The 21,478-nt window shown below is 66.9% G+C and carries 16 protein-coding genes; 6 read left to right on the forward strand and 10 right to left on the reverse strand.

Going from position 1 to position 21,478, the window contains the following annotated elements; genetic code table 11:
* The first annotated feature begins 82 nt into the window (after positions 1-82).
* Genes J2851_RS15570 through J2851_RS15580 form a run of 3 tightly spaced genes read left to right on the forward strand, consistent with a single transcriptional unit; the run spans position 83 to position 4,120 of the window.
* Positions 83-1,228 carry an HlyD family secretion protein gene (locus J2851_RS15570; RefSeq protein ID WP_209767290.1) on the forward strand — a complete coding sequence of 382 codons (1,146 nt, stop codon included), beginning with the start codon at positions 83-85 and terminating at the stop codon, positions 1,226-1,228.
* 37 nt (positions 1,229-1,265) lie between these two features.
* On the forward strand, positions 1,266-2,840 hold the full coding sequence (locus tag J2851_RS15575) for an MDR family MFS transporter (RefSeq protein WP_209767291.1): 1,575 nt from the start codon (positions 1,266-1,268) through the stop codon (positions 2,838-2,840).
* A gap of 35 nt (positions 2,841-2,875) precedes the next feature.
* A complete protein-coding gene (locus tag J2851_RS15580) occupies positions 2,876-4,120 on the forward strand; it encodes an adenylate/guanylate cyclase domain-containing protein (protein WP_209767292.1) in 1,245 nt (414 codons plus the stop codon).
* A 6-nt stretch (positions 4,121-4,126) separates the two neighbouring features.
* Here the strand turns inward: J2851_RS15580 and J2851_RS15585 are convergent, their stop codons facing one another.
* The gene (locus tag J2851_RS15585) at positions 4,127-4,558 is read right to left on the reverse strand and encodes a response regulator (RefSeq protein ID WP_209767293.1); all 432 of its coding nucleotides are present in this window, start codon (positions 4,556-4,558) and stop codon (positions 4,127-4,129) included.
* An 841-nt stretch (positions 4,559-5,399) separates the two neighbouring features.
* Here J2851_RS15585 and J2851_RS15590 point away from each other — a divergent pair.
* Positions 5,400-7,967, forward strand: coding sequence for a cellulase family glycosylhydrolase (locus tag J2851_RS15590; protein WP_209767294.1), 2,568 nt, complete (start codon positions 5,400-5,402; stop codon positions 7,965-7,967).
* Positions 7,968-7,999: 32 nt separating this feature from the next.
* On the opposite strand, the gene J2851_RS15595 is transcribed toward J2851_RS15590, so the two are convergent.
* From J2851_RS15595 to J2851_RS15620, 6 genes are read right to left on the reverse strand one after another with little or no spacing between them, the layout of a single operon-like run.
* Positions 8,000-9,403 carry an oligosaccharide flippase family protein gene (locus tag J2851_RS15595; protein WP_209767295.1) on the reverse strand — a complete coding sequence of 468 codons (1,404 nt, stop codon included), beginning with the start codon at positions 9,401-9,403 and terminating at the stop codon, positions 8,000-8,002.
* Positions 9,403-10,827: an O-antigen ligase family protein gene (locus tag J2851_RS36565; protein ID WP_209767296.1), complete on the reverse strand. Its 1,425-nt coding sequence runs from the start codon at positions 10,825-10,827 to the stop codon at positions 9,403-9,405. Before J2851_RS36565 ends, J2851_RS15595 begins: the two co-directional genes overlap by 1 nt.
* A gap of 9 nt (positions 10,828-10,836) precedes the next feature.
* Positions 10,837-11,853: a glycosyltransferase family 2 protein gene (locus J2851_RS15605; RefSeq protein ID WP_209767297.1), complete on the reverse strand. Its 1,017-nt coding sequence runs from the start codon at positions 11,851-11,853 to the stop codon at positions 10,837-10,839.
* A 30-nt stretch (positions 11,854-11,883) separates the two neighbouring features.
* Entirely contained in the window at positions 11,884-14,139 is a 2,256-nt protein-coding gene (locus J2851_RS15610; RefSeq protein WP_209767298.1) for a GumC family protein, read from the reverse strand.
* A gap of 44 nt (positions 14,140-14,183) precedes the next feature.
* Positions 14,184-14,834 (reverse strand): exopolysaccharide biosynthesis polyprenyl glycosylphosphotransferase, encoded by a 651-nt coding sequence (locus J2851_RS15615; protein ID WP_209767299.1) that lies wholly within the window; start codon positions 14,832-14,834, stop codon positions 14,184-14,186.
* 48 nt (positions 14,835-14,882) lie between these two features.
* On the reverse strand, positions 14,883-15,608 hold the full coding sequence (locus J2851_RS15620) for a WecB/TagA/CpsF family glycosyltransferase (RefSeq protein WP_209767300.1): 726 nt from the start codon (positions 15,606-15,608) through the stop codon (positions 14,883-14,885).
* 504 nt (positions 15,609-16,112) lie between these two features.
* Here J2851_RS15620 and J2851_RS15625 point away from each other — a divergent pair.
* Complete coding sequence (locus J2851_RS15625; RefSeq protein ID WP_209767301.1) at positions 16,113-17,138, forward strand: glycosyltransferase; 1,026 nt, start codon at positions 16,113-16,115, stop codon at positions 17,136-17,138.
* A 75-nt stretch (positions 17,139-17,213) separates the two neighbouring features.
* On the opposite strand, the gene J2851_RS15630 is transcribed toward J2851_RS15625, so the two are convergent.
* The 3 genes from J2851_RS15630 to J2851_RS36340 all read right to left on the reverse strand — a co-directional run bounded on the left by J2851_RS15630 (position 17,214) and on the right by J2851_RS36340 (position 20,472).
* The gene (locus J2851_RS15630; protein WP_209767302.1) at positions 17,214-18,374 is read right to left on the reverse strand and encodes a glycoside hydrolase family 5 protein; all 1,161 of its coding nucleotides are present in this window, start codon (positions 18,372-18,374) and stop codon (positions 17,214-17,216) included.
* Between the two features lie 13 nt (positions 18,375-18,387).
* Positions 18,388-19,176 (reverse strand): LuxR C-terminal-related transcriptional regulator, encoded by a 789-nt coding sequence (locus J2851_RS36570; protein ID WP_209767303.1) that lies wholly within the window; start codon positions 19,174-19,176, stop codon positions 18,388-18,390.
* Positions 19,177-19,761: 585 nt separating this feature from the next.
* Positions 19,762-20,472, reverse strand: a complete 711-nt coding sequence (locus tag J2851_RS36340) for a GntR family transcriptional regulator (RefSeq protein WP_211114337.1) — start codon at positions 20,470-20,472, stop codon at positions 19,762-19,764.
* 142 nt (positions 20,473-20,614) lie between these two features.
* Here J2851_RS36340 and J2851_RS35815 point away from each other — a divergent pair, with 142 nt between their 5' ends.
* A complete protein-coding gene (locus J2851_RS35815; RefSeq protein ID WP_209767304.1) occupies positions 20,615-21,436 on the forward strand; it encodes an ABC transporter permease in 822 nt (273 codons plus the stop codon).
* Positions 21,437-21,478 lie beyond the last annotated feature (42 nt).

Genomic DNA, 21,478 nt, shown 5'->3' on the forward strand with positions numbered 1-21,478 from the left:
CTCGCCGCACCCGCCCCATCCTGACTGTGCGGACCGGGATGGCTCAGCCCCCCGGCTTTGCCGCAGAACAGGACGGGGTGCGATGGTCGAACTCACTCACGATGGCAGGCACGGCGGCACGGCCGAGGCGCCGCGCACGGCGGTCGAACGCACGGCAATCAGGCGCCCGGCGCTCAAGCGCGCCGCGCTGGCGCTGGTCCTCCTCGGCGGCGTTGCGGCCGCGGGCTTCGCCGGGCACCGCTACTGGACCGTCGGCCGGTATCTGGAAACCACCGACGACGCCTACGTCAAGGCCGACCACACGGTGATCGCCCCGAAGGTGTCCGGCTACATCGCCGAGGTCCTGGTCCAGGACAACGAGCGCGTCACCGCCGGCCAGCCGCTGGCCCGCATCGACGACCGCGACTTCCGCGTGGCGCTGGACCAGGCGCAGGCGGACCTGGAGATGGCGGAGGCGGCGATCAGCAACCTGGACGCCCAGATCGTGCTGCAGCGGTCGCTGATCGAGCAGGAGAAGGCCGACGTGGCGGCGAGCGAGGTCGCTCTCGCCTTTGCGCAGAAGGACAACGCCCGCTACAGCGACCTGATGCAGACCGGCTACGGCACGACGCAGCGGGCGCAGCAGGCCGAGGCGACGCTGGGCCAGGCGCAGGCCAAGCTGCGCGGCGACCGCGCCGCCCTGGTCGCCGCGCAGGACAGGATCAATGTGCTGGCCACCGAACGCGGCAAGGCCGAAGCGCAACGCGACCGCAGTCGCGGCGCCTTGGAGCAGGCGCGGCTGAACCTGTCCTACACGGTCATCGCCGCCCCGATCTCCGGCACGGTGGGCGCCCGCTCGTTGCGGGTCGGACAGTATGTGCAGACCGGCACGCAGCTGATGGCCGTGGTGCCGCTGCAGGCGGTCTACGTCGTCGCGAACTTCAAGGAAACCCAGCTGACCCACGTCCACGCCGGGCAGCCGGTGGAGATCGCGGTCGACGGCTTTCCCGGCGTGGAGCTGAAGGGCCATGTGGACGGCCTGTCGCCGGCCAGCGGTTTGGAATTCGCCCTGCTGCCGCCGGACAACGCGACCGGCAACTTCACCAAGATCGTGCAGCGCATTCCCGTGAAGATCCTTCTCGATCCGGGTCCTCTGTCGGGCCTTCTGCGCCCCGGCATGTCGGTCGAACCGACCATCGACACCCGCGGCACGGCCGGGACACGGGACGCGGCAACGTCCGCAAATTGACGGCCGCCCCACCCTCCTCATCACAAGGACCATAGCCATGTCCACCCCCGCCGCGGCCGATACCGCCGGCACCGCATCCACCCGGAACTGGCTCGCCGTGATCGGCTCGACGCTGGGCGCGTTCATGGCGGTGCTGAACATCCAGATCGTCAACGCCTCGCTCGCCGACATCCAGGGCGCCATCGGCGCCGGCATCGACGAAGGCGGCTGGATTTCCACCGCCTATCTGGTGGCCGAGATCATCGTGATTCCCCTGAGCGGCTGGCTGGCTCAGATCTTCTCCATCCGCCGCTACCTGCTGGTCAACGCGGTGCTATTCCTGCTGTTCTCGGTCCTCTGCGCCTTCGCGGCGAACCTGGAGCAGATGATCGTCCTGCGGGCGATCCAGGGCTTCTGCGGCGGCGTGCTGATCCCGATGGCCTTCACCATCATCATCACGCTCCTGCCCAAGGCCAAGCAGTCCGTCGGGCTCGCCCTGTTCGCCCTGTCGGCGACCTTCGCCCCGGCGATCGGGCCGACCATCGGCGGCTATCTGACGGAGAATTGGGGCTGGCAGTACATCTTCTACGTCAACCTGATCCCCGGCGCCGTGATGGTCGGCCTGCTGGCCTTCTCGCTGGACCCCGCGCCCATGAAGCTGGCCCTGCTGAAGACGGGCGACTGGCCGGGCATCGTCACGATGGCGGTCGGGCTCGGCGCGTTGCAGACGGTGCTGGAGGAAGGCAACAAGGAGGACTGGTTCGGCTCCCCCTTCATCCTGCGGCTGAGCATCGTCGCGGCGGTGTCCCTGGGGCTGTTCCTGTGGATCGAGCTGCACAGCGCCCGGCCGCTGCTGAACCTGCGGCTGCTGGTGCGGCGCAACTTCAGCTTCGGCATCGTGGCGAACTTCATGCTGGGCGTGGCGCTCTACGGGTCCGTCTTCGTGATGCCCGTCTACCTGTCGCGCATCCAGGGCTACAACGCGGAGCAGATCGGCGGCGTGCTGGCCTGGACCGGGCTGCCGCAGCTTCTGCTGATCCCGCTGGTGCCGCGGCTGATGAAGCGGTTCGACGCGCGGCTGCTGATCGCCGTCGGCTTCGCGCTGTTCGCCGGCAGCGCCTTCATGAACATCGCCATGACCGCCTCCTATGCCGCCGACCAGCTGTTGATCCCGAACATCGTCCGCGCCGTCGGGCAGGCGCTGGTCTTCGCGCCGCTGTCGGCGGTGGCGACCGCCGGCATCGAGACGGAGAACGCGGGCTCCGCCTCCGGCCTGTTCAACATGATGCGCAACCTGGGCGGTGCGGTGGGCATCGCCCTGCTGCAAACCTTTCTGACGAAGCGGGAGCAGTTCCACTCCAACATCCTGTCGCACGCGGTCTCGCTGTTCGAGCCGGCGACCGTCGCCCGTATCGAGCAGCTGACCCGGTACTTCCAATCGCACGGCATCACCGACCCGATCGATGCAGGGCGCCGCGCCTATGTCGCCATCGGCGCGGTGGTGCGCAAACAGGCCTTCGTCATGGCGTTCAGCGATGCCTTTTTCCTGCTGGGCGTCGCCCTGCTCGTCGCCCTGGTCGCAACCCTGCTGTTGAAGAAGCCGGAGCATCTGAGCGCCGGCGGCGCACACTGAGCAATGGTGTGCGTGCGAAAATCCGGAGGGATGCCATGAAACACACGGTTTACCGATCAGCGACCGCCCGCTCCGGGCCTTTTGGGCCTTCCGGCAAGAGCAAGCGCCCTCCTCCGTCCCGTCCGGCGTCGATCGTGGATGTGGTGGAATGGCTGGCGGGCGATGACTGCCACAGCATGGACGAGGCGGCGTTCATCGCCGGGCTGGGACGGCGGTTGCGGGCCATCGGCCTGCCCATTGACCGGCTGACGCTCCACCTGCGCACGCTCCATCCGGAGATTCTGGGGCGCACGGTCGCCTGGGCTCCGAACGAACCCGTGGAGATCCACGACCGGGAGCACGGGATCGAGGCGTCCGCGGGCTTTCTCGGCAGCCCGGTGCGACGGGTGATGGACACGGGCGAAACAATGGTGGTGCGGCCGAACGCCCTGCCGGACTCGTCCCCGCCCCTGATGGATGTCTTCGTTGGACGGGAGCTTGCCGAACTGCTGATCGTGCCGCTCAACACCGCCGACGGACCGGTCAGCGCCGCCGCCTTCGGCACGGTGCGGCCCCGCGGCTTCTCCGCAAGCGACCGCGCCGCCCTGGACCGCATCCTGCCGGCATTGCGCAACGGGTGCGAGCTGCGCACCCTGCGCCAAGTGGAGTTGACGCTGCTGGACACCTACGTCGGCCCGGGAACGGCCCGGCGCATCCTAGCCGGCCACATCCGGCGCGGCCAAGTGGAGTCGCTGCGCACGGCGCTGATGCTGTGCGACATGCGCGGCTTCACGGACCTGTCGAACCGTTTGCCGGGCGCGCGCGTGCTGGAGTTGCTGGACCTGTATTTCGACCAGGTGCTGCCGGTCGTGGCCGACGCCGGGGGCGAGGTCCTGAAGTTCATGGGTGATGCCGTCCTGGCCTTCTTCCCCGGCAACCCGCCGGAGGCGGCCTGCGCGACGGCGCTGCGCGCGGCCGAGGAGGTGTGTGCGCGGCTCGCCGCCTTCGCCACGGCCGATCCGCCGCTCGCCGCGACCATCGCCCTGCATTACGGCGAGGTGAGCTACGGCAACATCGGTTCGGGCCGGCGGCTGGACTTCACGCTGATCGGGCCCGATGTGAACCTCGTCAGCCGCATCCAGGCCGTGGGCAGCCAAACCGGCCATCCGCTGCTGATGTCCCGGCGCTTCGCCGAACGGCTGCCGCCGGGCCGGGCCAAACCTGCGGGAAACTACAGCCTGAAAGGGTTCGCGGAGCCGGTCGACCTCTACGAACGGCCCGACCCCACGCCGGACCCGTGAGGACCATCAGGAGGCGATGCGGCCCTGGTCCCGACAGCCCTTCAGGGCAGGTGCGTTCAGGCGCGGAACACCCTCTCCGCACGCCGAGGTGAGCGCGGTTTGGAGATCGTCGATGGAGAACGGCATTTCCAGGCACATCACGGAGCCCCATCGGACGCTGCCCGCCGGCAACGGCTGCGCGGACATGGCGACGATCCTGATCGGGTGACGGAGCGCAAGGGCACGGAGTCCCTCGCGTCCCCCGACCATGTCGATGTTCACCAACAGTATGTCGGGCAGCATGTCGGGCAGCGTGTCGTGCAGGGACGCGTGCAGCTCCGTCGACGTGCGCACGATCCGGCCGACTCCGCCCCAGTGCCCGATCATGGCGTGCAGCCCCGACGCAACGGATGGGTGGGCCTCCGCGATCAGGACTGTGGCATTGGCGAGGATGGTCATGGTTGCCTCCCGAGCCCATCGGCTCGTTCGTCGGTGGACGATGTGCTGCCTTACCGGACGTTCCATCAGGAACTGCGCGCATGATGGCACGCCCAACGACGGCGTCGATAGTGTCCGGCTTGGTAGGGCATGACCGGCGATCGCTGGGTAAGCCTGGACGTTGGTAGGATCGTCCCGCGCCCTGGCGACAGGTCGGGGTGGGCCATCGTTCGGCGACCGAAACCTATCGGTCGGTGCAGTCGATCGCGACCTGCGCGTGCCCGGGGCTCCCTCGATCTTTGCCGCCGGCGACACCGCACAGGCGGCGACGGACCTGCTCGGCGTGCCGACCGAGCCGTACCAACAGAAATCCGACGTGACCTGCCTCGACCTCGGAGCGGCGGGCGCGCTGTTCACCAGGGGTTGGGACCGCGTGGTCGAGATGACTGGCGGCCAAGCGAAGGCCACGACCCGAGAGAATCACGACCAACCGGCTGAGCCCCAGCCTTTTTCCGTGTTCTGCTCCACCGGCCCGACACTCCGACCGCCAGCCGTCAATCGAATTGCGCACCATTGTCGGTCCGTTTCACATAATCATACAATTCGAGCAAAATTATCATTCGAAGTCACGGCGGAGGTCTCCCGTCTGCTTTTTGAGCAGACATTCCCCTCACGTGAGTCAACATGAGTTTGTTGGAAATTATTTTGATTCTACGGTGAGTCATGAAGGCGTGTTTGTTCGACTTACTCAGGTATAAAAATGTCATTATTTGTGACCGATTCCTGAGTCCGCATGATAATTTCTGTTAACCATTGACGGTCACGGTACCATCCAATGTCAATGACGCAGGGTTATCTCCCCATGGCTACCACCCAAAGTCTTGCGGCCACCCGGATCGTCGTGAACGCCTACGGCGCCTCGGCGGGCGGCGTCTGGCCCCATTTCCGCCTGATCGCAGACGGCAAGGACGTCGGGCAGAGCACGGCCGGTTCGGCCAGCCCGACGGCCTACAGCTTCGACACGCAGCTGACCGCCGGGCAGCCACACACCATCCAGGTCTATTTCGACAACGACGCCTACCTGAACGGGGAGGATCGGAATCTCGGGCTGAAGTCCATCGTCGTGAACGGCCACACGATGCTGCCGACCGACAGCGGCGTGACCTACGACCGCTTCGCGCTGGATGGGCAGGATGTGGTCGCCGGGCAGGAGGGCATGTGGTGGCAGGGCGCCATCGCCTTCACCGCCCCGGCCAGCGCCTTCGCCGCCACGCCGGCGGCCACCCCGGCACCACCCCCGGCCGCGTCCGGCTCGACGATCAAGGTGAACGCCTCCGGCAGCCCGGCGGGCGGCGTGAACGCGCATTTCAAGCTGCTGGTGGACGGCCAGAAGGTCGGTGAGGCGACTGTCGGAACGACCGCCAAGGACTACAGCTTCACCGCCAATCTGACCGCCGACCAGGCCCACAAGGTCCAGATCCAGTACGACAACGATGCCGTCATCAACGGCCAGGACCGCTCGCTCTACGTCAACACGGTCACTATCAACGGGCACGCGGTGAAGGCGACCGACGCCAACGTGTCCTACGACAAGGGCGCCCTGGACGGGAAGGACGTGGTCGCCGGCCAGTCCGGGATGTGGTGGAACGGCACGCTGGTGGTGAACGCCGAAAAGTCCTGGTTCCCCGGCTCCACCACCGTGCCGACTACCCCCACCGCCCCGACCTCGCCCACCCCGGCCGCGCCCACCCCGACCGCGCCGTCCCTGTCGGTGGACGGCGTCACGGTGACGGAGCCCGGCACCACCACCACGACGTCCGGCGGCGGGATCGCGTCCGGCTTCCTTCACACCAGCGGCAACCAGATCGTGGACAGCGCCGGGCACAACGTCCGGCTGACCGGCGTCAACTGGTTCGGATTCGAGACGGAGACCGGCGTTCCGCACGGGCTGTGGACGCGCGGCTACCAGGAGATGATGGGCCAGATGAAGTCGCTGGGCTTCAACGTGATCCGTCTGCCCTTCTCCGACAGCGCGCTGGCCGCCAGCCCCGGCGCCAACACCATCGACTATTCCAAAAATCCGGACCTCAGCGGCCTGTCCTCGCTGCAGGTCATGGACAAGATTGTCGATTACGCGGGCAAGATCGGCATGAAGATCATCCTGGACCACCACCGCTCCAGCACCGGCAACTCGGCCAACGAGAACGGACTCTGGTACGACAGCCAGTATCCGGAAGCGAAGATGATCGAGAACTGGAAGATGCTGGCCCAGCGCTACAAGGGCAACGACACCGTCATCGGCGCCGACCTGCACAACGAACCGCACGGCCCCGCGACCTGGGGCGACAACGGCGCCAACGACTGGGCGCACGCGGCGGAGCGCATCGGCAACGCCATCCAGTCCGTCAACAAGGACTGGCTGATGATCGTCGAGGGGACGGAGGTCTACAACAACCAGTGGGACTGGTGGGGAGGCAATCTGCGCGGGGCCAAGGCCTACGACGTGCAGTTCAACACGCCGGACAAGCTGGTATATTCCGTCCACTCCTACGGGCCGTCGCTGCACACGCAGTCCTGGTTCCAGGACTCGGCCTATCCCAACAACCTGCCGGGCGTCTACACGGACAACTGGGGCTGGCTGATGCGGGACAACAAGCATCCCGTGCTGGTGGGCGAGTTCGGCGCCTACATGCAGACCACCGCCGACCAGCAGTACATGGCCAAGCTGACCCAGTACATGAACGGCGACCTGGACGGCAACGGCACGCTGGACCTGGGCGCCGGCAAGCAGGGGGCGAGCTGGACCTACTGGTCCTGGAACCCGAACTCCGGCGATACCGGCGGCATCCTGACCGACGACTGGAAGACGGTGGACGCTACCAAGTATAACGCCATCAAGGGCGCGCTGTACAACGGCACCTCCACGACCACCGTTACGCCGGGCCAGACCGACGCTGTCTTCACGATCAAGCTGTCGCAGGCCGCGGCCAATGCGGTGACCGTGAACTACACGACGGTGGACGGCACCGCCAAGGCCGGGTCCGACTATAAGGCGGCCAGCGGGTCGGTGACCTTCAACGCCGGGGAGACCGCCAAGCAGGTCAAGGTAACCGTTCTGGGCGACACGGCGACGGAGGGCACGGAGACCTTCGGGCTGAAGCTTTCCGCGGCGACCAACGCCACCATCAGCACCACCCAGGGCACCGGCACCATCACGGAAGCCGCGAAGGCCGCGGCCCTGTCGCTGTCCGACGACGGCGTCGACCTGTGGGCGACGGTGGCCGCGCGTCCGGCGGACACGACGGTCGCCTCCGCGTCCCTTCCGGTCACCCCCGTCGCCGATCCGGCGGAGATGGCGTCCGGCTTCAACCCCCACCATCCCCACGACTGGAGCGACCACGCGGCCTGGCACCACCAGGACGCCGCCTGACGGTCCGGCCTCCAAAGGGTGTCCGCCCCGCCTCACGGGCGGGCACCCAGGGGCGGGCGGGCGACGCGCGTCCGCCGCGGGAGCCGCAGCAGCAGGCAGGGCTCCACCGGCACGTGGCGGCGGACCAGCCAATAGGTCCACAGCTTCCAGCCGACCAGCGACACCGCCGTGGCCGCCGCCGCCCCGGTCGCGCCGAAGCGCGGCACCAGAAGCGCGTTCAGCGCGATGTTCAAGGCGCCGAACAGCAGGTTCACGCGCATGGTACGGGTGTGGTGCCCGGTCATCATCAGGATTTCCCCGGCGGGGCCGAGCAGGCTGTCCACCAGACGTGTCAGCGCCATCAGGACGCACAGCGCGTAGCCGGCCGTGAATTCCGGCCCGAAGACGCCCAGCACCGGGACGCCGAAGGCCAGGATGCTGGCGCAGACCAGCGCCGCCGGCACCAGCGCCAGGATGTTGGCCGTGTCCACGACGGCCTGCATGCCCCGCAGATCCCCCTTGGCGTGCAGGGACGCGAAGCGGGGCAGCGCCGCCACGTTGGCGATCAGCGTGCAGAAGGTGGTCAGCTCCGCGATGCGCCGGGCCACCTGATAAAGGCCGACCTGCTCGTCGGTGGAGAAGAGGCCGATCAGGATGATGTCGGTCTCCGCCATCACGAAGAAGAAGACCGGCGTCAGCATCATGACCGTGGAAACGCCGACCCACCCGCGGTAGATCCGCACCCGCCCGCGCCCGACGCCGCGTCCATGTCCGCCGGGCAACGCCGCCGGCCGCGCCCGCAACGTGCGCAGCAAATGGACCAGCAGCCCGATCCCGCTGATCAGGTTGGCCCCGGCGTAGAGCAGAATCGGCCCCTCCACTCCGTCCAGCCGGCCGGTGACGACCAGCCACAGCACGCCGGCTAGGATCATCAGGCGGGAATAGACATTCTCGTACAGGTTCCCCTGCAGCGGCTGGCCCACGCCGCGCGCCGTGTCGGCCAGCAGCCGCATCAGCCCGATGGAGGCCAGCATCAGCACCGTCAGGCCGGTCGGCTGGCGATAGGCCTCCGGCAGCCAGGGCTGGATGGTCGAGACGGCCAGCCCCACCGCCGCCGCCATGGCGACGACGAGGACCGCGGCGAACAGCAGGAAATGCACCGCCATGCCCGTGCGGCCGCGGGCGAGATAGCGGGCCGTGATCTTCATGCCCGCCACCGGCAATCCCAGCGTCACCAGGATGACCAACATGTAGTTGAAGGACAATGCGAAGGAATAGCGGCCAAAATCGCCAGCGCCCAGGTTGCGGCTCAGCGCCACGCTGATGACGAAGATCAGCAGCGTCCCGCAGGCCCGCGATAGAAAGGTCGCGGCGCTGTCCAGAAGCTGGGCGCGCCGGGCGGAGTCGCCGAGCAGGGCGCCCGGCGCGGCCTTCAGCCGGTTCAGCATGGCCTTCATCAAACCCTCCCGAGCGGAACCCGGTCGGCGTCGAGCGCCATCCGGTCCAGTTGCAGCGCCAGCAGCAGGTGGATGAAGCCGATCCAGTCGCCCGCCCGGAAAAGCTGGCTTTCCAGCGCGTTGTTCAGCGCGAGGCTCAGCATCACCGTGGCGATCACCATGGCCGCGACCAACGCCGGACCGGCAACCGCGTTGCGGTGGACCAGCCGCATGGCCAGCGCGATGTACCAGAGGATCGCGAAGCTGGTGAGGCCCAACCCGATCCAGCCGGTTTGCAGCAGGATATCCATGTAGCCGCTGTGTGCCGTGTTGATGACGGTCGCGTCCATGAAGAACTCGTTCGGGTCGGCGTGGGTGAAGGGGTTGATCGGCAGCCCGATGCCCCAGAAGGCGCCCCAGCCGAAGCCGGTCAGTGGCCGGTCCTGCACCTCGCGCAGCACGGCGTCCCAGATGAAGCTTCGGCCGGTGAAGGTCAGGTCGCCGAACATCAGCTGGTTGATGGTGTCGAGCGTGATGTTCAGGACCATCATGTTCAACAGCGCCGCGCCGATGACCGCGACGGCGAGGCAGGTCGTGACCGTCATGTAGTAGCGGCCCTTGCGCACCACGTAGAAGATCGGGGGCAGCAGCAACAGCAGAAGCAGCGCGATGCCCAGCGCCGTTTTCGACCGCGTGACGTAGAGCAGCCACAGGTCGGCCGTCAGGGCGCCTGCGTAGAAGACCCAGCCGAACAGGCTGCGCGCCGACCACAGAGCCCCCACCAGCAGGCACCCGAACAGCAGCGCCATGGCCCCGGCGACGTTCTTCTGCGAATAGATGCCCTTTTCGCCGAGCGGGGTGACGCTGACCTCCGGCATGAACAGGACGACGAAGACGTTGAAGGCGACCACGCCCGCGCTGACCAGCCCCACCACGCGCAGCAGCGACCGCGGCCCCGGCAGCGCCGCGGCCAGCGTGTAGGCGACCGCCAGGAACATCAGGAGCTGCACCCAGCGCAGCAGCGTGTAGGACGGCGACAGCGACCACGCGGCGCTGACCAGGAACCAAGCGGTCGCCACCAGGATCGGCCAGCTGCGCCGCACCAGTTCCAGCACCACGCCCAGCCGCATCAGCAGGAAGGGCATGCTCATCAGGAACAGTCCGGACAGCGACAGGCGGTTGAAGGTGCTCAGCTTGTCGGCGTTGGCGAGCTGGTCGTAGCTGGCGGGCGCCAGCGGGATCGGTCCCACCGTGTAGAGCGTCAGCAGCAGCGCCAGGATGAAGACCGCCCCCATTCCGGCGATGAGCCGCTGGGTGGACAGCCGCCGCCGGTGGGACGGGCCGATCCCCGGTCCGTCGTGGCGGGCGGGGGCAGGCCGGATGCCATGGGGCCCGATTCCGTCGGGCCGGGCCCGGTCGGGCAGGGATGGGATCGCCGCGGCCACCGCGGTGCCTCACGCCTTGGCCGAGCGGCCGGCGAGGGCCGGGGCCTTCGGCGTGCGGCCATAGACCTGGACGCGGAAGCCCTTGGACCAGAAGATCTTGCCAAGGCCGCCCGCCGCCGACCAGAGACAGCCGGTCGACCGTTCGCGGTTGGTCGGGGCGGTGAGGAGCGCCAGCGTGCCGTAAAGCGCCGCCTGAACCGCGCCCGCCGCCATGAAGCGGGCCAGTGAACCGACCCGGCGGGGGTTGGTCATCACGCAGGAGAAGGAGGTCGTCTGCCCGCTGCGGTAGCGGTAGCGCGTGACGTAGCGGCTGTTCGTCCGCTCCGGCGGGATGAACTCCTGCACGACGGCCTCCTTGCACCAGACCATCCGCCGCCCCTCCAACCTCAGCTGGGTGAAGAAGACGGTGTCCTCGCCGCCACACAGGCCCAGCACGGGGCTGAAGCACTGCTCCTTTGCCAGACAGCGGTCGCGGACCATCAGCACGTTGTTGGTCGCCGTCGTGCGGGTGCAGATCTGCCGGCGGTCGAGGAACCACAGCAGCTTCTTGCGGTCCATGGGCGTGCCGGTCGGGGCGTCGGATGATTGGGTGAAGGCCGCCTCGTACAGGCGCGGGAAGTCTTCGACCGGCTTGACGAAGATCGGCAGGACGGGGCCGAACACCGCGTCGGCGCCGGTTTCCGTTTGGGTCTTCACCAGCTGGTGCAGCCAGTCGGGCTGCGGCTGCTCGTCGTCGTCGATGAAGGCGACCAGCCGCCCGCGCAGATGCCGGATGCCGGTGTTGCGGGCGTTGGAGATGCCCGGCCGCGGCTCCGCCACGTAGTGAAGCGACGGGATCTCCGCGGCGAGCGTGGCAACGGTTTCCGCCGCCGACCGGTCGGGGCAGTTGTCCACCACCACGATCTCCGTTGCGAGGGAGCCGAGATGCTCCTGCGCGGCCAGGCGGCGGAGCAGGTTCGGCAGCAGGTGCGTGCGGCGGAAGGTGCAGACCAGAACGCTGATGTCGGGGGTGCGGTCGCTGTGCATGGCTTGCTCCCGGTCAGGCATGAAGGGGGATCAGGCGTAGTAGGAGTTCCGCTTGGACAGGACGTGATCGACGTCGCCGTAGCGGTAGCGGGCGTGCTGCTGCATGTTCACGCGGGTCAGCACCGTGCCGGCGATGGGGGCGTTGCTGACGCGCAGCAGGCGCATCGCGTTGCGGATGGCCGTGCGCGGGGTGCGCTCCCAACGGACGGCCAGCAGCACCGCATCGGCCCAGGCCGCCAGCAGAAGGGAGTCAGGCGCCGTCAGCACCGGCGGCGTGTCCAGGATGACGAGGTCGTACTGCGTCGCGGCCCAGGCGAGCAGCCCGCGCGTGGCGTCGGATCGCAGCAGGCTCTGCACGTTGCCGGTCACCGACGAGGACGGGATGTAGTCGAGACCGGACTCCGCGTGGTGGATCAGACCCTGGCCCGGCGCCCCATTGTCGATCAGGGTGGCGGGCAGGTCGGTGTGCGGGCGGCTGTCCAGCAGCCGGCCGACCGCCGGGCGGCGAAGGTCGAAGTCGAGCAGCAGGGTGCGCCCGCCCGCCCGCGCCGCCGTCACCGCCAGCGAGGTCGCCAGCACCGTCTTGCCTTCCTGCGGCAGGGAGGAGGTGACGACGATGATCTTCGGCGCCCGCCCGCTCGGCGCCAGGGACAGCTCCGCCCCGATCGCCATCAGCGCCTCGCGGTAGTAGGACGGGCGGGCCGCCAGGATTTCGCCGACCGGGTTCGGCTTGCCGTCCAGTTCGGGGACGAGGCCGTAGCCGACCGCGTTGTGGAACTCCTCCAGCTTCTCCACGTCGCTGATGCCGCCGCGCAGCCAGTCGGAGATGATGACCAGCAGGACGCCCAGCGCCGCCGAGGTGACGAGCGCCGCCACGACGATCATCGACTTGCTGGGGCCGGACGGCTTGGACGGGGCGACGGCAGCGGAGATCAGGCGGGCGTCCGACTGGCCATTGGTCGAGCGCTGGTCCACCTGTTTGAACTGCTCCAGCAGATTCATGTAGATGGTGCGGTTGATCTGGGCCTCGCGGTCGAGCTGGGCGGCGCGGATCTCGTTGTCGCCCAGCGCGCCCTGGCGCACGGTCAGCCCGTCCAGCCGGGCGCGCAGCGCCTCTTCCCGGCCCTGGGCGGCCCGCACCTCGCCGCGCAGACTGCCGAGGATGCGGCCGACCTCCTGATCGATCTTGTCCTGCAGGGCGGCGCGCTGGCTGCGCAGATTCTGGATGTCCGGGTGGCGCGGCCCCAGCCGTTCCAGAAGGTTGCCTTCGGCGGACTGGAGCTTCGCCTCCTGCTCGCGCAGCGTCTGGATCAGGTGGGAGTCCACGACCCGTGACACCATCATCGACGCCCGGGAGGAGAGCGCGCGTTCCGCCTCCTTCAGTTCGGCATCCAATTCCGCCCGCCTGGCGGCGGCGGCGACGAGCTGGCCGTTGAGGTTCACCAGCTCCTGGTTCAGCAGGGTGGTGCCGTTGACCTCCAGAAGGCCGTGGTCCTTGCGGAAGGTGCGCGCCGCCGTCTCGCTGGCCAGCATGGTCTGGCGCAGCTCGTCCAGCCGGGACGCGATGTCGCGGGCGGCGGCGCGGGTCGACTCCTCGCGCGTGTTCGCCTGGTCGGCCAGATAGAACTCGGAAAACTTGTTGGCGACGGCAGCGGCAAGGTGCGGATCGCGGGACACGAAGCGGACGCGCAGCGTGTAAGCGCCGCCCTCGTTCAGCACGGTCAGCCGGCTCATCACCTCGCGCACCACCTCCTCGTCGATGGAGCCGGGCGGCAGTTCCGGCTCCGGCTCCGGCGCGAGGCCGAGGCTGTCGCGGACCGCCAGGAAGGCCTCGCGCACGGGCTGGAGGTGATCGGCGATGGCTTTGCGCAGCGGCGATTGGGTCTGGAGCTTCGGGTTGAACTCTGGACTCTGGTCCAGCGCCATGGCGCGGATCACCTTCTCGGCCAGGCTGCGCGTCGTCAGCAGGTCCATTTCCGTTCGGATGACGTAGGCGTCGGACTGGAGGCCCTGGATCAGCTTCTCGGTCGCGGGTTGCAGGGCCGACAGGCGGCTGTTGCGGCTTTCCAGGAGCAGCGTCGTTTCTGCCGAATAGCGGGGCGGCATGGTGGACACGGCCGCCACGGTGGCCGCGGTCAGAAACGCCGTGGTGATCAGGACCGTCCAGCGCCGGCGCATGACCACGCGCGCCAGGTGGACGATGTCGATCTCCAGATAATGGTCCCGCCCGTGGTGATCCCGCGCGTGCGCGCCCCGATGGGGGCTCGGCAAAACCTGTTCCGACATAAGCCGTCCTTTTTAGGATTGGGACTGTTGGGATGGAGTCGGGTTCACACGCCCGGGTAGCGCACCAGCGCCGGGACGGTTGCGATCAGGATCTTCATGTCGAGGAGAAGCGAGCGCTGCTCGATGTAGGCGAGGTCGAGCGCGACCCGCTGCATCATGGTCTCGACCGACGGCGTCTCCCCGCGCTGGCCGACGACCTGGGCCAACCCGGTGATGCCGGGCTTGACGGCGTAGCGGCGCCGGTAGCCGACGACCAGTTTGCCGAACTCCTCGTCATGCACGGTGGCGTGCGGACGCGGACCGACCAGCGACATGTCGCCGAGCAGCACGTTCAGCAGCTGCGGCAGCTCGTCCAGGCTGGTCTTGCGCAGGAACCGGCCGACGCGGGTCACGCGCGGGTCTCCGCGCCGTGCCTGCCGCACGCCGGCGCCTTGGTGCACGCGCATGGAGCGGAACTTGACGATGCGGAAGCGCGCGCCGTTGCAGCCGCTGCGCCACTGCGTGAACAGCACCGGGCCGGGCGAATCCAGGCGGATCGCCAGGGCGATGATCAGCAGAAGCGGCAGGAAGGCGAGCAGAAGGAGGGCGGCGATCAGGACATCGAGTGTCCGCTTGGTCGTTTCGTAGGCCACGATCCGCGGTGGCGGCAGGTTGCGGTTCTTGTGGGTCTCGGGGAGCAAGCGCGCATAGCTCATGCGGGGCCTCCGGAGGTCGGTCTGGGCGTGTGCGGTCGCGGGTGGGCGTCAGACGCGGCGGCGCAGGGTGGGCTCCGTGCCCTGGGCCAGAGGGCGCTGGCCGAGCAAGCGCACATGGTCGGCGACCAGCAGCGGCACGATGCGCGGCCCGCTGACCAGGTAGCGGCGCCACAGGCGTTCCCAGTCGGCCGACAACCGGTGCAGCCACTCGAAGCCGGCGTGGCGCATCCACACCGGTGCACGCCGTTCCTCGCCGGCCAGGAAGTTCAACGAGGCGCCGATGCACAGGCCGAGGCCGGTCGCCCGGCCCTCTTCCGCCAGCCTCCAGGCCAGCAGCTCCTGCCGCGGCGACCCGACGGCCAGGAAGACGAACCGCGCGGGGTTCTGCTCAACGAAATCCAGGCAGCGCCGGATCTCCGCCTCGCTCGACGCGAAGCCCATCGGCGGGTCGTAATGATAGAGGTTGTGGAGGCCGTAGCGCTTGCGGATGGCCTCGATGGCCTGGGCACGGCAGCCGATCACGCAAATCCGGTCGGTCGGATCGATGATGCGTTCGAACATGGCTTCGGTCAGGTCGCTGCCCGTCACGATGGCCGACACCCGGTCCGGGTGGAGGCGGCACAGCCGGTGCAGAACGCGGCTGTCGCACAGCGACAGGATCGCCCGGTCGTACAGCGGCCGCGTGGACCGGTCGGCATGGTTCAGCCGGACCACATGGTCCACGTTGGGCGTCACGACATAGTCGAACGGGGACCCCACCGGACGTTCGGTCACGAACTTCAGAATGTCTGTGAAGCCAATATCGTCAAATGGAACGCCGCAAATCTCACGACGCTTTGCAAATGCCAGATTGTCTAGATGAGTGTATGGCTCTGATTTCCTGGGTCCTTCGGCTTCACGGATTTTTGGAAGCATCGTTTCTCTCCCACAAAATCTTTGCGAGCGGCGATGATGGGCACAGAAACGTTGGTTTCTTAATCCGGTTTTAGGTTTATCTCATCCGGGCGAGGGGCGCGCGCCAGCCGTCGGCGCCGATGGTCCTTTTCGGGGCACCGCCTGCGTTCGCTTCTTTGCAGATGGATGACGATGGTCTGGGTACTCCGGGCGAGCGATGCGCCTCGCCGGATTCCGGCGGCCCGCTCACGTTGGAGAGCTTCGATTTCGAAGGTTTCCCGACGCACTCTGGGGCTGGGCCCTGCAAGACGGTCATGCCATGGCCGTGCACGCATCCTTCCCCATGGGCCGCGCCCACGGCCGCAACCCGTCGAGGAGCCGCCGATGCCTCCACAACCGGACCAGCTGGTCCTGCTGTTCTTCAAGGATTTCGAAACGGACCGCTTCTTCCAGGGTGACCGGTACCTGAAACGGGTCGTCCGCCCCCTGTACAACCTGATGCACCACAAGCAGAAGGTCTCGGGCTACAAGATGGTCCTGAAACTGCTGGTGAAGGCGCTGAAGGAGCAGGGGTGCGAGGTGCGGGTCAACGACCACCGCACCGCGGCGCGCCTGCCGGGGCATCCCGTCGGGTTGATCGGCTATCCGCACATCCTCCAGGGATGGAGCCTGCCGAACCCGGCGCTACTCGGCCCGTCGCTGTTCGACCATCCACTGGAAGCGCCGCAGCTGATGCGCGATCCGCGCTTCAAGGGTTACCTGACGCTGGCGGATTGGCACCACCGGATGTTCAAGGCCCATTACGGCGATGTGTGCGCCCGCTTCCTAACCGGCATCGACACGGACGCCTGGCCGGACCTGTCCGCACATCCCAAGACCACGGACGTGCTGGTCTACGACAAGATCCGATGGAATCACGAGGAAATGCGCCGGACCCTGACCGAACCGGTGCTGCGTCACCTGGAAATGCGTGGGATAACGTACGAGTTGGTCCGCTACAAGGAGTACGACTACGCCGGGTTCAAGCGGATGCTTGCCCGCAGCCGGTCCCTCGTCTTCCTGTGCGAGCACGAGACGCAGGGCCTTGCCTACCAGGAGGCCATGGCGTCGAACCTGCCGGTGCTGGCCTGGGACAACGGCTTCTGGATGGATCCACGCCGCCCGCGGTTCGAGCCGGAACCCGTGCCCGCGTCCTCCGTCCCCTATTTCGACGAAGCGCTCTGCGGGTCCCGCTTCCACAACGCCGACGCCTTTCCGGCGGCGTTCGACGCCTTCTGGGAACGCCTCGGCACCTACCAGCCGCGCCGGTATGTGGAGGAGCACCTGTCGCTGGGGCGGTCCGCGGTGCAGTATCTGGAACAATACACCCGCGTCGCCCGGCAGCCGATGGTGTTCAGCTTCGCGTCCTGACGGAAATCGACGGAACGGGATCGCCCAAAAAAGCCCTCTTCCCGGCCGGGGAAGAGGGCTTTTTTGGGGCGGCGCTCAGCATCGGCTGTCGGAGAGCAACGGCGCCAGCCGGTCGATCTTATAGCGGTTGACGGTCGTCCAGTCGTCGGCCAGCAGACCTCCGGTGTCGCCGGAATTCGGGTTCCAGGCCCACCAGCTCCAGCCGATCTTCACCCCGTCCTTACTATGCTCGCGGTTCAGGTAGGCTGTCATGGCCTTCATCCACAGCTCGTCGTCGGGTTCCTCGAATTTGCTGCCGAGTTCGCCGATGAAGACGGGCGCGGTGCCGGTCTCGCTCAGATAGCCCCACATGCGCTGGAAGATGGCCGGCAGCCGCGCCTCGAAGCGGGGCTCCCTCAGCCACGGCTGGCGGTAGAGCGAGGGCGGGTAGTCATGCGCCGAATAGACCAGCTTGTCCGGCCGGTCCAGCCGGATCGGGTGGTCCCGGGCTCCCATCAGATTGCCGCCCCACCAATAGCTCGCACCGTCGTAGGTCTGGATGCCTTCCACGAAGACCAGCCAGTCGGGATTGACGGAGAGCACAGCGTTGCCGGCCCGCGTCGCCGCGGCGGCCCAGTCGGTGGCCAGGTCGCCGGACCCCCAGGTGGCCGGTCCGTGTGGCTCGTTGTGCAGGTCGGCGCCGATGATGGTTGGGTTGCCCTTGTAGCGTTGCGCGAGCATCCGCCAGTCGGCGATCCAGCGGGCTTCCGGATACTCCGCCGAGTGCCAGAGGCCGCTCTCCTCCGCGCTGTCGCCGGCGGGGCCTCGGTGCCGGTCGAGGATGATACGCAGGCCGAGACGGCCCGCTTCCTCCACGATCCGGTCCATGATCTCCAGGCCGTTCAGGCCCCGCAGATCCGGGTTCCGGTCGAAGTCGATCTCCGTCGGCATTCGCCCTTCGTCGAAGAGTTCGTTGGAGAAGGGAAGCCGGATCGTGTTGAACCCAAGGTCCCGCATCTGGGACATGGTCGCCTTATAGTTGGCGGCCCACAGGCCGTGCGGGGAAAAGGTCCTGGTTTCCAGCCCGAACCAGTTCACGCCGACGATGCGCACCGGCCGGCCGACGGTGTCGATGATCTGGCTGCCCTTGGTGGACAGGGGCGTGGCGAGGCCTTGCCCCGTGGCTGCCCTGGCTTCCGTGACCAGGGCGAAGGTCGGGCCCGGCGGTGGGGCCGGACACGCGGCATCGATGACCATACTCGACCTCCCGTCATGCCGTCTTCCGCACGGGGATGGGCTCCACCCCCATTTGGTCGCCGCCGCCGTGCCCGCGGCAGATCCCGCTCTGCACCGTCCAGAGAGCCGCCTGCGTGCGGTTCCGGACGTTGATCTTGCGCATAATCTGCATGAGGTTGAGCTTCACCATCTCCTCCGATAGGCCGAGCGAAATGGCGATCTGTTTGTTCGTGCTGCCGTCCACGAGATGGTTCAGAATTTGGACGTCGAGCGGGTTCAGATCGGAGAAGCCGAGCAGCGACGGCAGGACGGCGTTCCGGTCGTCCGCAGCAACGGCGCCCTGGCCGTTCATGCCTGAGCGGGGACCGGCGACGGCAAACCCGTGATCGGCCGAATTGCGGTGTCCCTTGCCGGACGTGAGTACGCTGGCGAGCTGGGACGGAAAAACGCGTTCTCCAGCCAGGACAAGGCGCAACGAAAGGCCGAAAGCTTCCGGCGCAAGGCTGTACAGTATGTAGCCCGCCACCTCGAAACGAAGGCCGATCCGCAAATCATAAAGGTGCAATTCGTTGGCGGTGATCACCACCTTGGCGTTGCTTTCGCTAAAAAGCTTCAGCGCCCATGCTTTCGATCGCAGCGCTTTCAAATCCACCACGATCAGGCGGGGCACGCTGTCGTCGGAGCCACTGATCGCCCGCAGCTGATCCGCAGCGGCTTCCACCGTTTCCCAGGAATAAACCCGTCCTATCCCCCGTTGTGCGAGGACGCTGGAAACGGTTTCGCGTTGCAACTGTGAACAGTGGATGAACCAAATCGTCGTCACGGCTAATACCTCCGCTGGCGATGGCGTGGGTTTCGCGATGATTTTCTGCTGGTTGAGTGATCTGTTTTATTTTGATCGTGATGATCATTTACGACATTTTATTCAGCCGTTTATAGCAACGGTAGCCACGATAATCATCAGATGGAAAGAATTTTTTTCTGTCCGGCTCAAAAGGTGCCCCATATCGTTCATGGGCGCCTGATTATTTCTGTGATTCAAACTCGGAAAACGTGTTTGCCGCATCGCAGCATAGCGCGCTTTACATTGTGATTCTTATGTTCATTGGTGGTGATGACGTGGGTTGGCCCGGCGTTGGTTAGGGCAGCAAACGCAGAGAGTACCCCGATTGTCGAACTGCCCAATCCTTTTGGCGCAAGGGTGCGCGAGCTGAGCGTCCCCCGCGAGACTGGACAGCGGGTTATGCGGCCTGTTGCTCGGCCTGCTCTGGAGTGATGCAGACGAGAGCCGAGTGGATCCGCCGGCGCTTGCAGTGGCCTTCGATGTAGGCGAACGTGCACCAACGCTGCTGGCATCGGATCTCGCAGCCCCGGTGCAACAGCGTCGGCTCAGCTCAGACCCGTCACATCAGGCAAAGTCCCTTTCCGTCACGCCGGAACGGGTCGTCCGCGTCTTGCCAAGAGACTGCATGGTTGCGCGCGCCGCACTCGCGATGTGCTCATCGTAGACGTGGCGCGTGCGGATCGGGTCGCGAGCACGCAGTGCGTCGAAGATGGCGCGCATCTCCCGGATCGTGTTCGGAAGCCGCCCGGGCTCGGACAACGAGACACCACGCAGCAGTTGGATGCGGTTGTGCAGTCCCTTGAGGATTTGCGCCATGGTGGCGTTGCCGCAGCCCGCGATCAGCGTGTCGTAGAAGCAGGTTTTCGCCGCCTGGATGCGCGACGGCACGCCTTCGTCGGCGGCCCTTTCGAAGGCGGCCATGGCGTCGGCCAGCTGCGCCCATTGCCCGTCGCCGGCGTGCGCAATGAATTCCGCCGCCGCCAAGCTCTCCAAGGCGCCGCGCACCTGATAAATCTGCCGGACGTCCTCGGCCGTGAGCGTCACCACCTCCAGCCCGCGCTGGGGCACGTTGCGCACCAGCCCCTCCGCCTCCAGCTGGCGCAAGGCCTCGCGCAGGATCGGCCGGCTGACCTGGAGCGTTTCGCACAGTTCGCGCTCGACCAGCCGATCGCCCGGCGCGTAGCGGCCGTCGGAAATGGCCGCGCGCAGCACGTCGATCACCTGCTGCCGCAACGGCGCCGCGACCCGGACAATGTTTATTGAGGAATTGGACATAAAATTTCCTACCTTGTCAGACCGTCTGCTGATCTGCTTGCGTCAGGTTACCACTTTAGGTTAGCGTGTGTACAAATGATCGGCCGTGGCGGAACAGCCGCCGACGCCGACAATACCATCACCTTGCAGACAGGAGACAGGCGTGCAGCGCAGTGCACAGCCGGGCACGGCATCGAAAAACGCCGTCGATCCGCTTGCGGAACCCGATCCCAGACGCCAGAAGCGCCGCGAGCGGATTCTTCAGATCGGCACGCTCGTTCTCCTGCTCGCCGCATGGGAGTTCGCCGCGCACGACGCGAACAAACTTCTGGTGGCAATGCCCAGCGACATCGCCCTGGCCACCTGGGACCTGCTGGTCAGCGGGGAACTGCTGTGGGCGACGCTCGACAGCATGTCGACCTTCGTCCTGGGCTTTGTGATCGCGTCGGTGCTGGGCATCGTGATCGGGTTCGCCATGGGCACCAACCGCACGGTGGAGGTGATCCTCGATCCCTACATCAACGCGCTCTACGCAATGCCGCTGGTCGCCCTGATCCCGATCCTGATGCTGTGGGTCGGCATCGGCTTCCTGGCGAAGATCACGATCATCATCCTGTTCGCGGTGTTCCCGGTGATCATCAACACGGTCACCGGCGTCAAGAACGTCGACAAGCATTACCTGGACATCGGCAAGGCCTTCATGGCGTCGCGCGCCATGGTCTACCGGAAGATCATCGCGCCCTACGCCATGCCCTACGTGGCGAGCGGCCTGCGCATCGCGCTCGGCCGCGGCATCATCGCGATGATCGTCGCCGAGTTCCTGACGTCCATCTCCGGGCTGGGCGGCCTCATCATCAACTACACGAACGCGTTCGAGACGGCCAAGGCCTTCGCCCCCGTGCTGGTGGTCGCCGTGCTCGCCAACGCGCTCACGCTCCTCGTTCAGAAGGTCGAAGCGCGCTTCGGCCGCTGGCGCCGCCGCTGACCGGCCCAGCACCACGCTCCCACCCGACACGACCACGAAAGA

This window comes from Azospirillum rugosum (assembly GCF_017876155.1).
Taxonomy (GTDB): Bacteria; Pseudomonadota; Alphaproteobacteria; order Azospirillales; family Azospirillaceae; genus Azospirillum; species Azospirillum rugosum.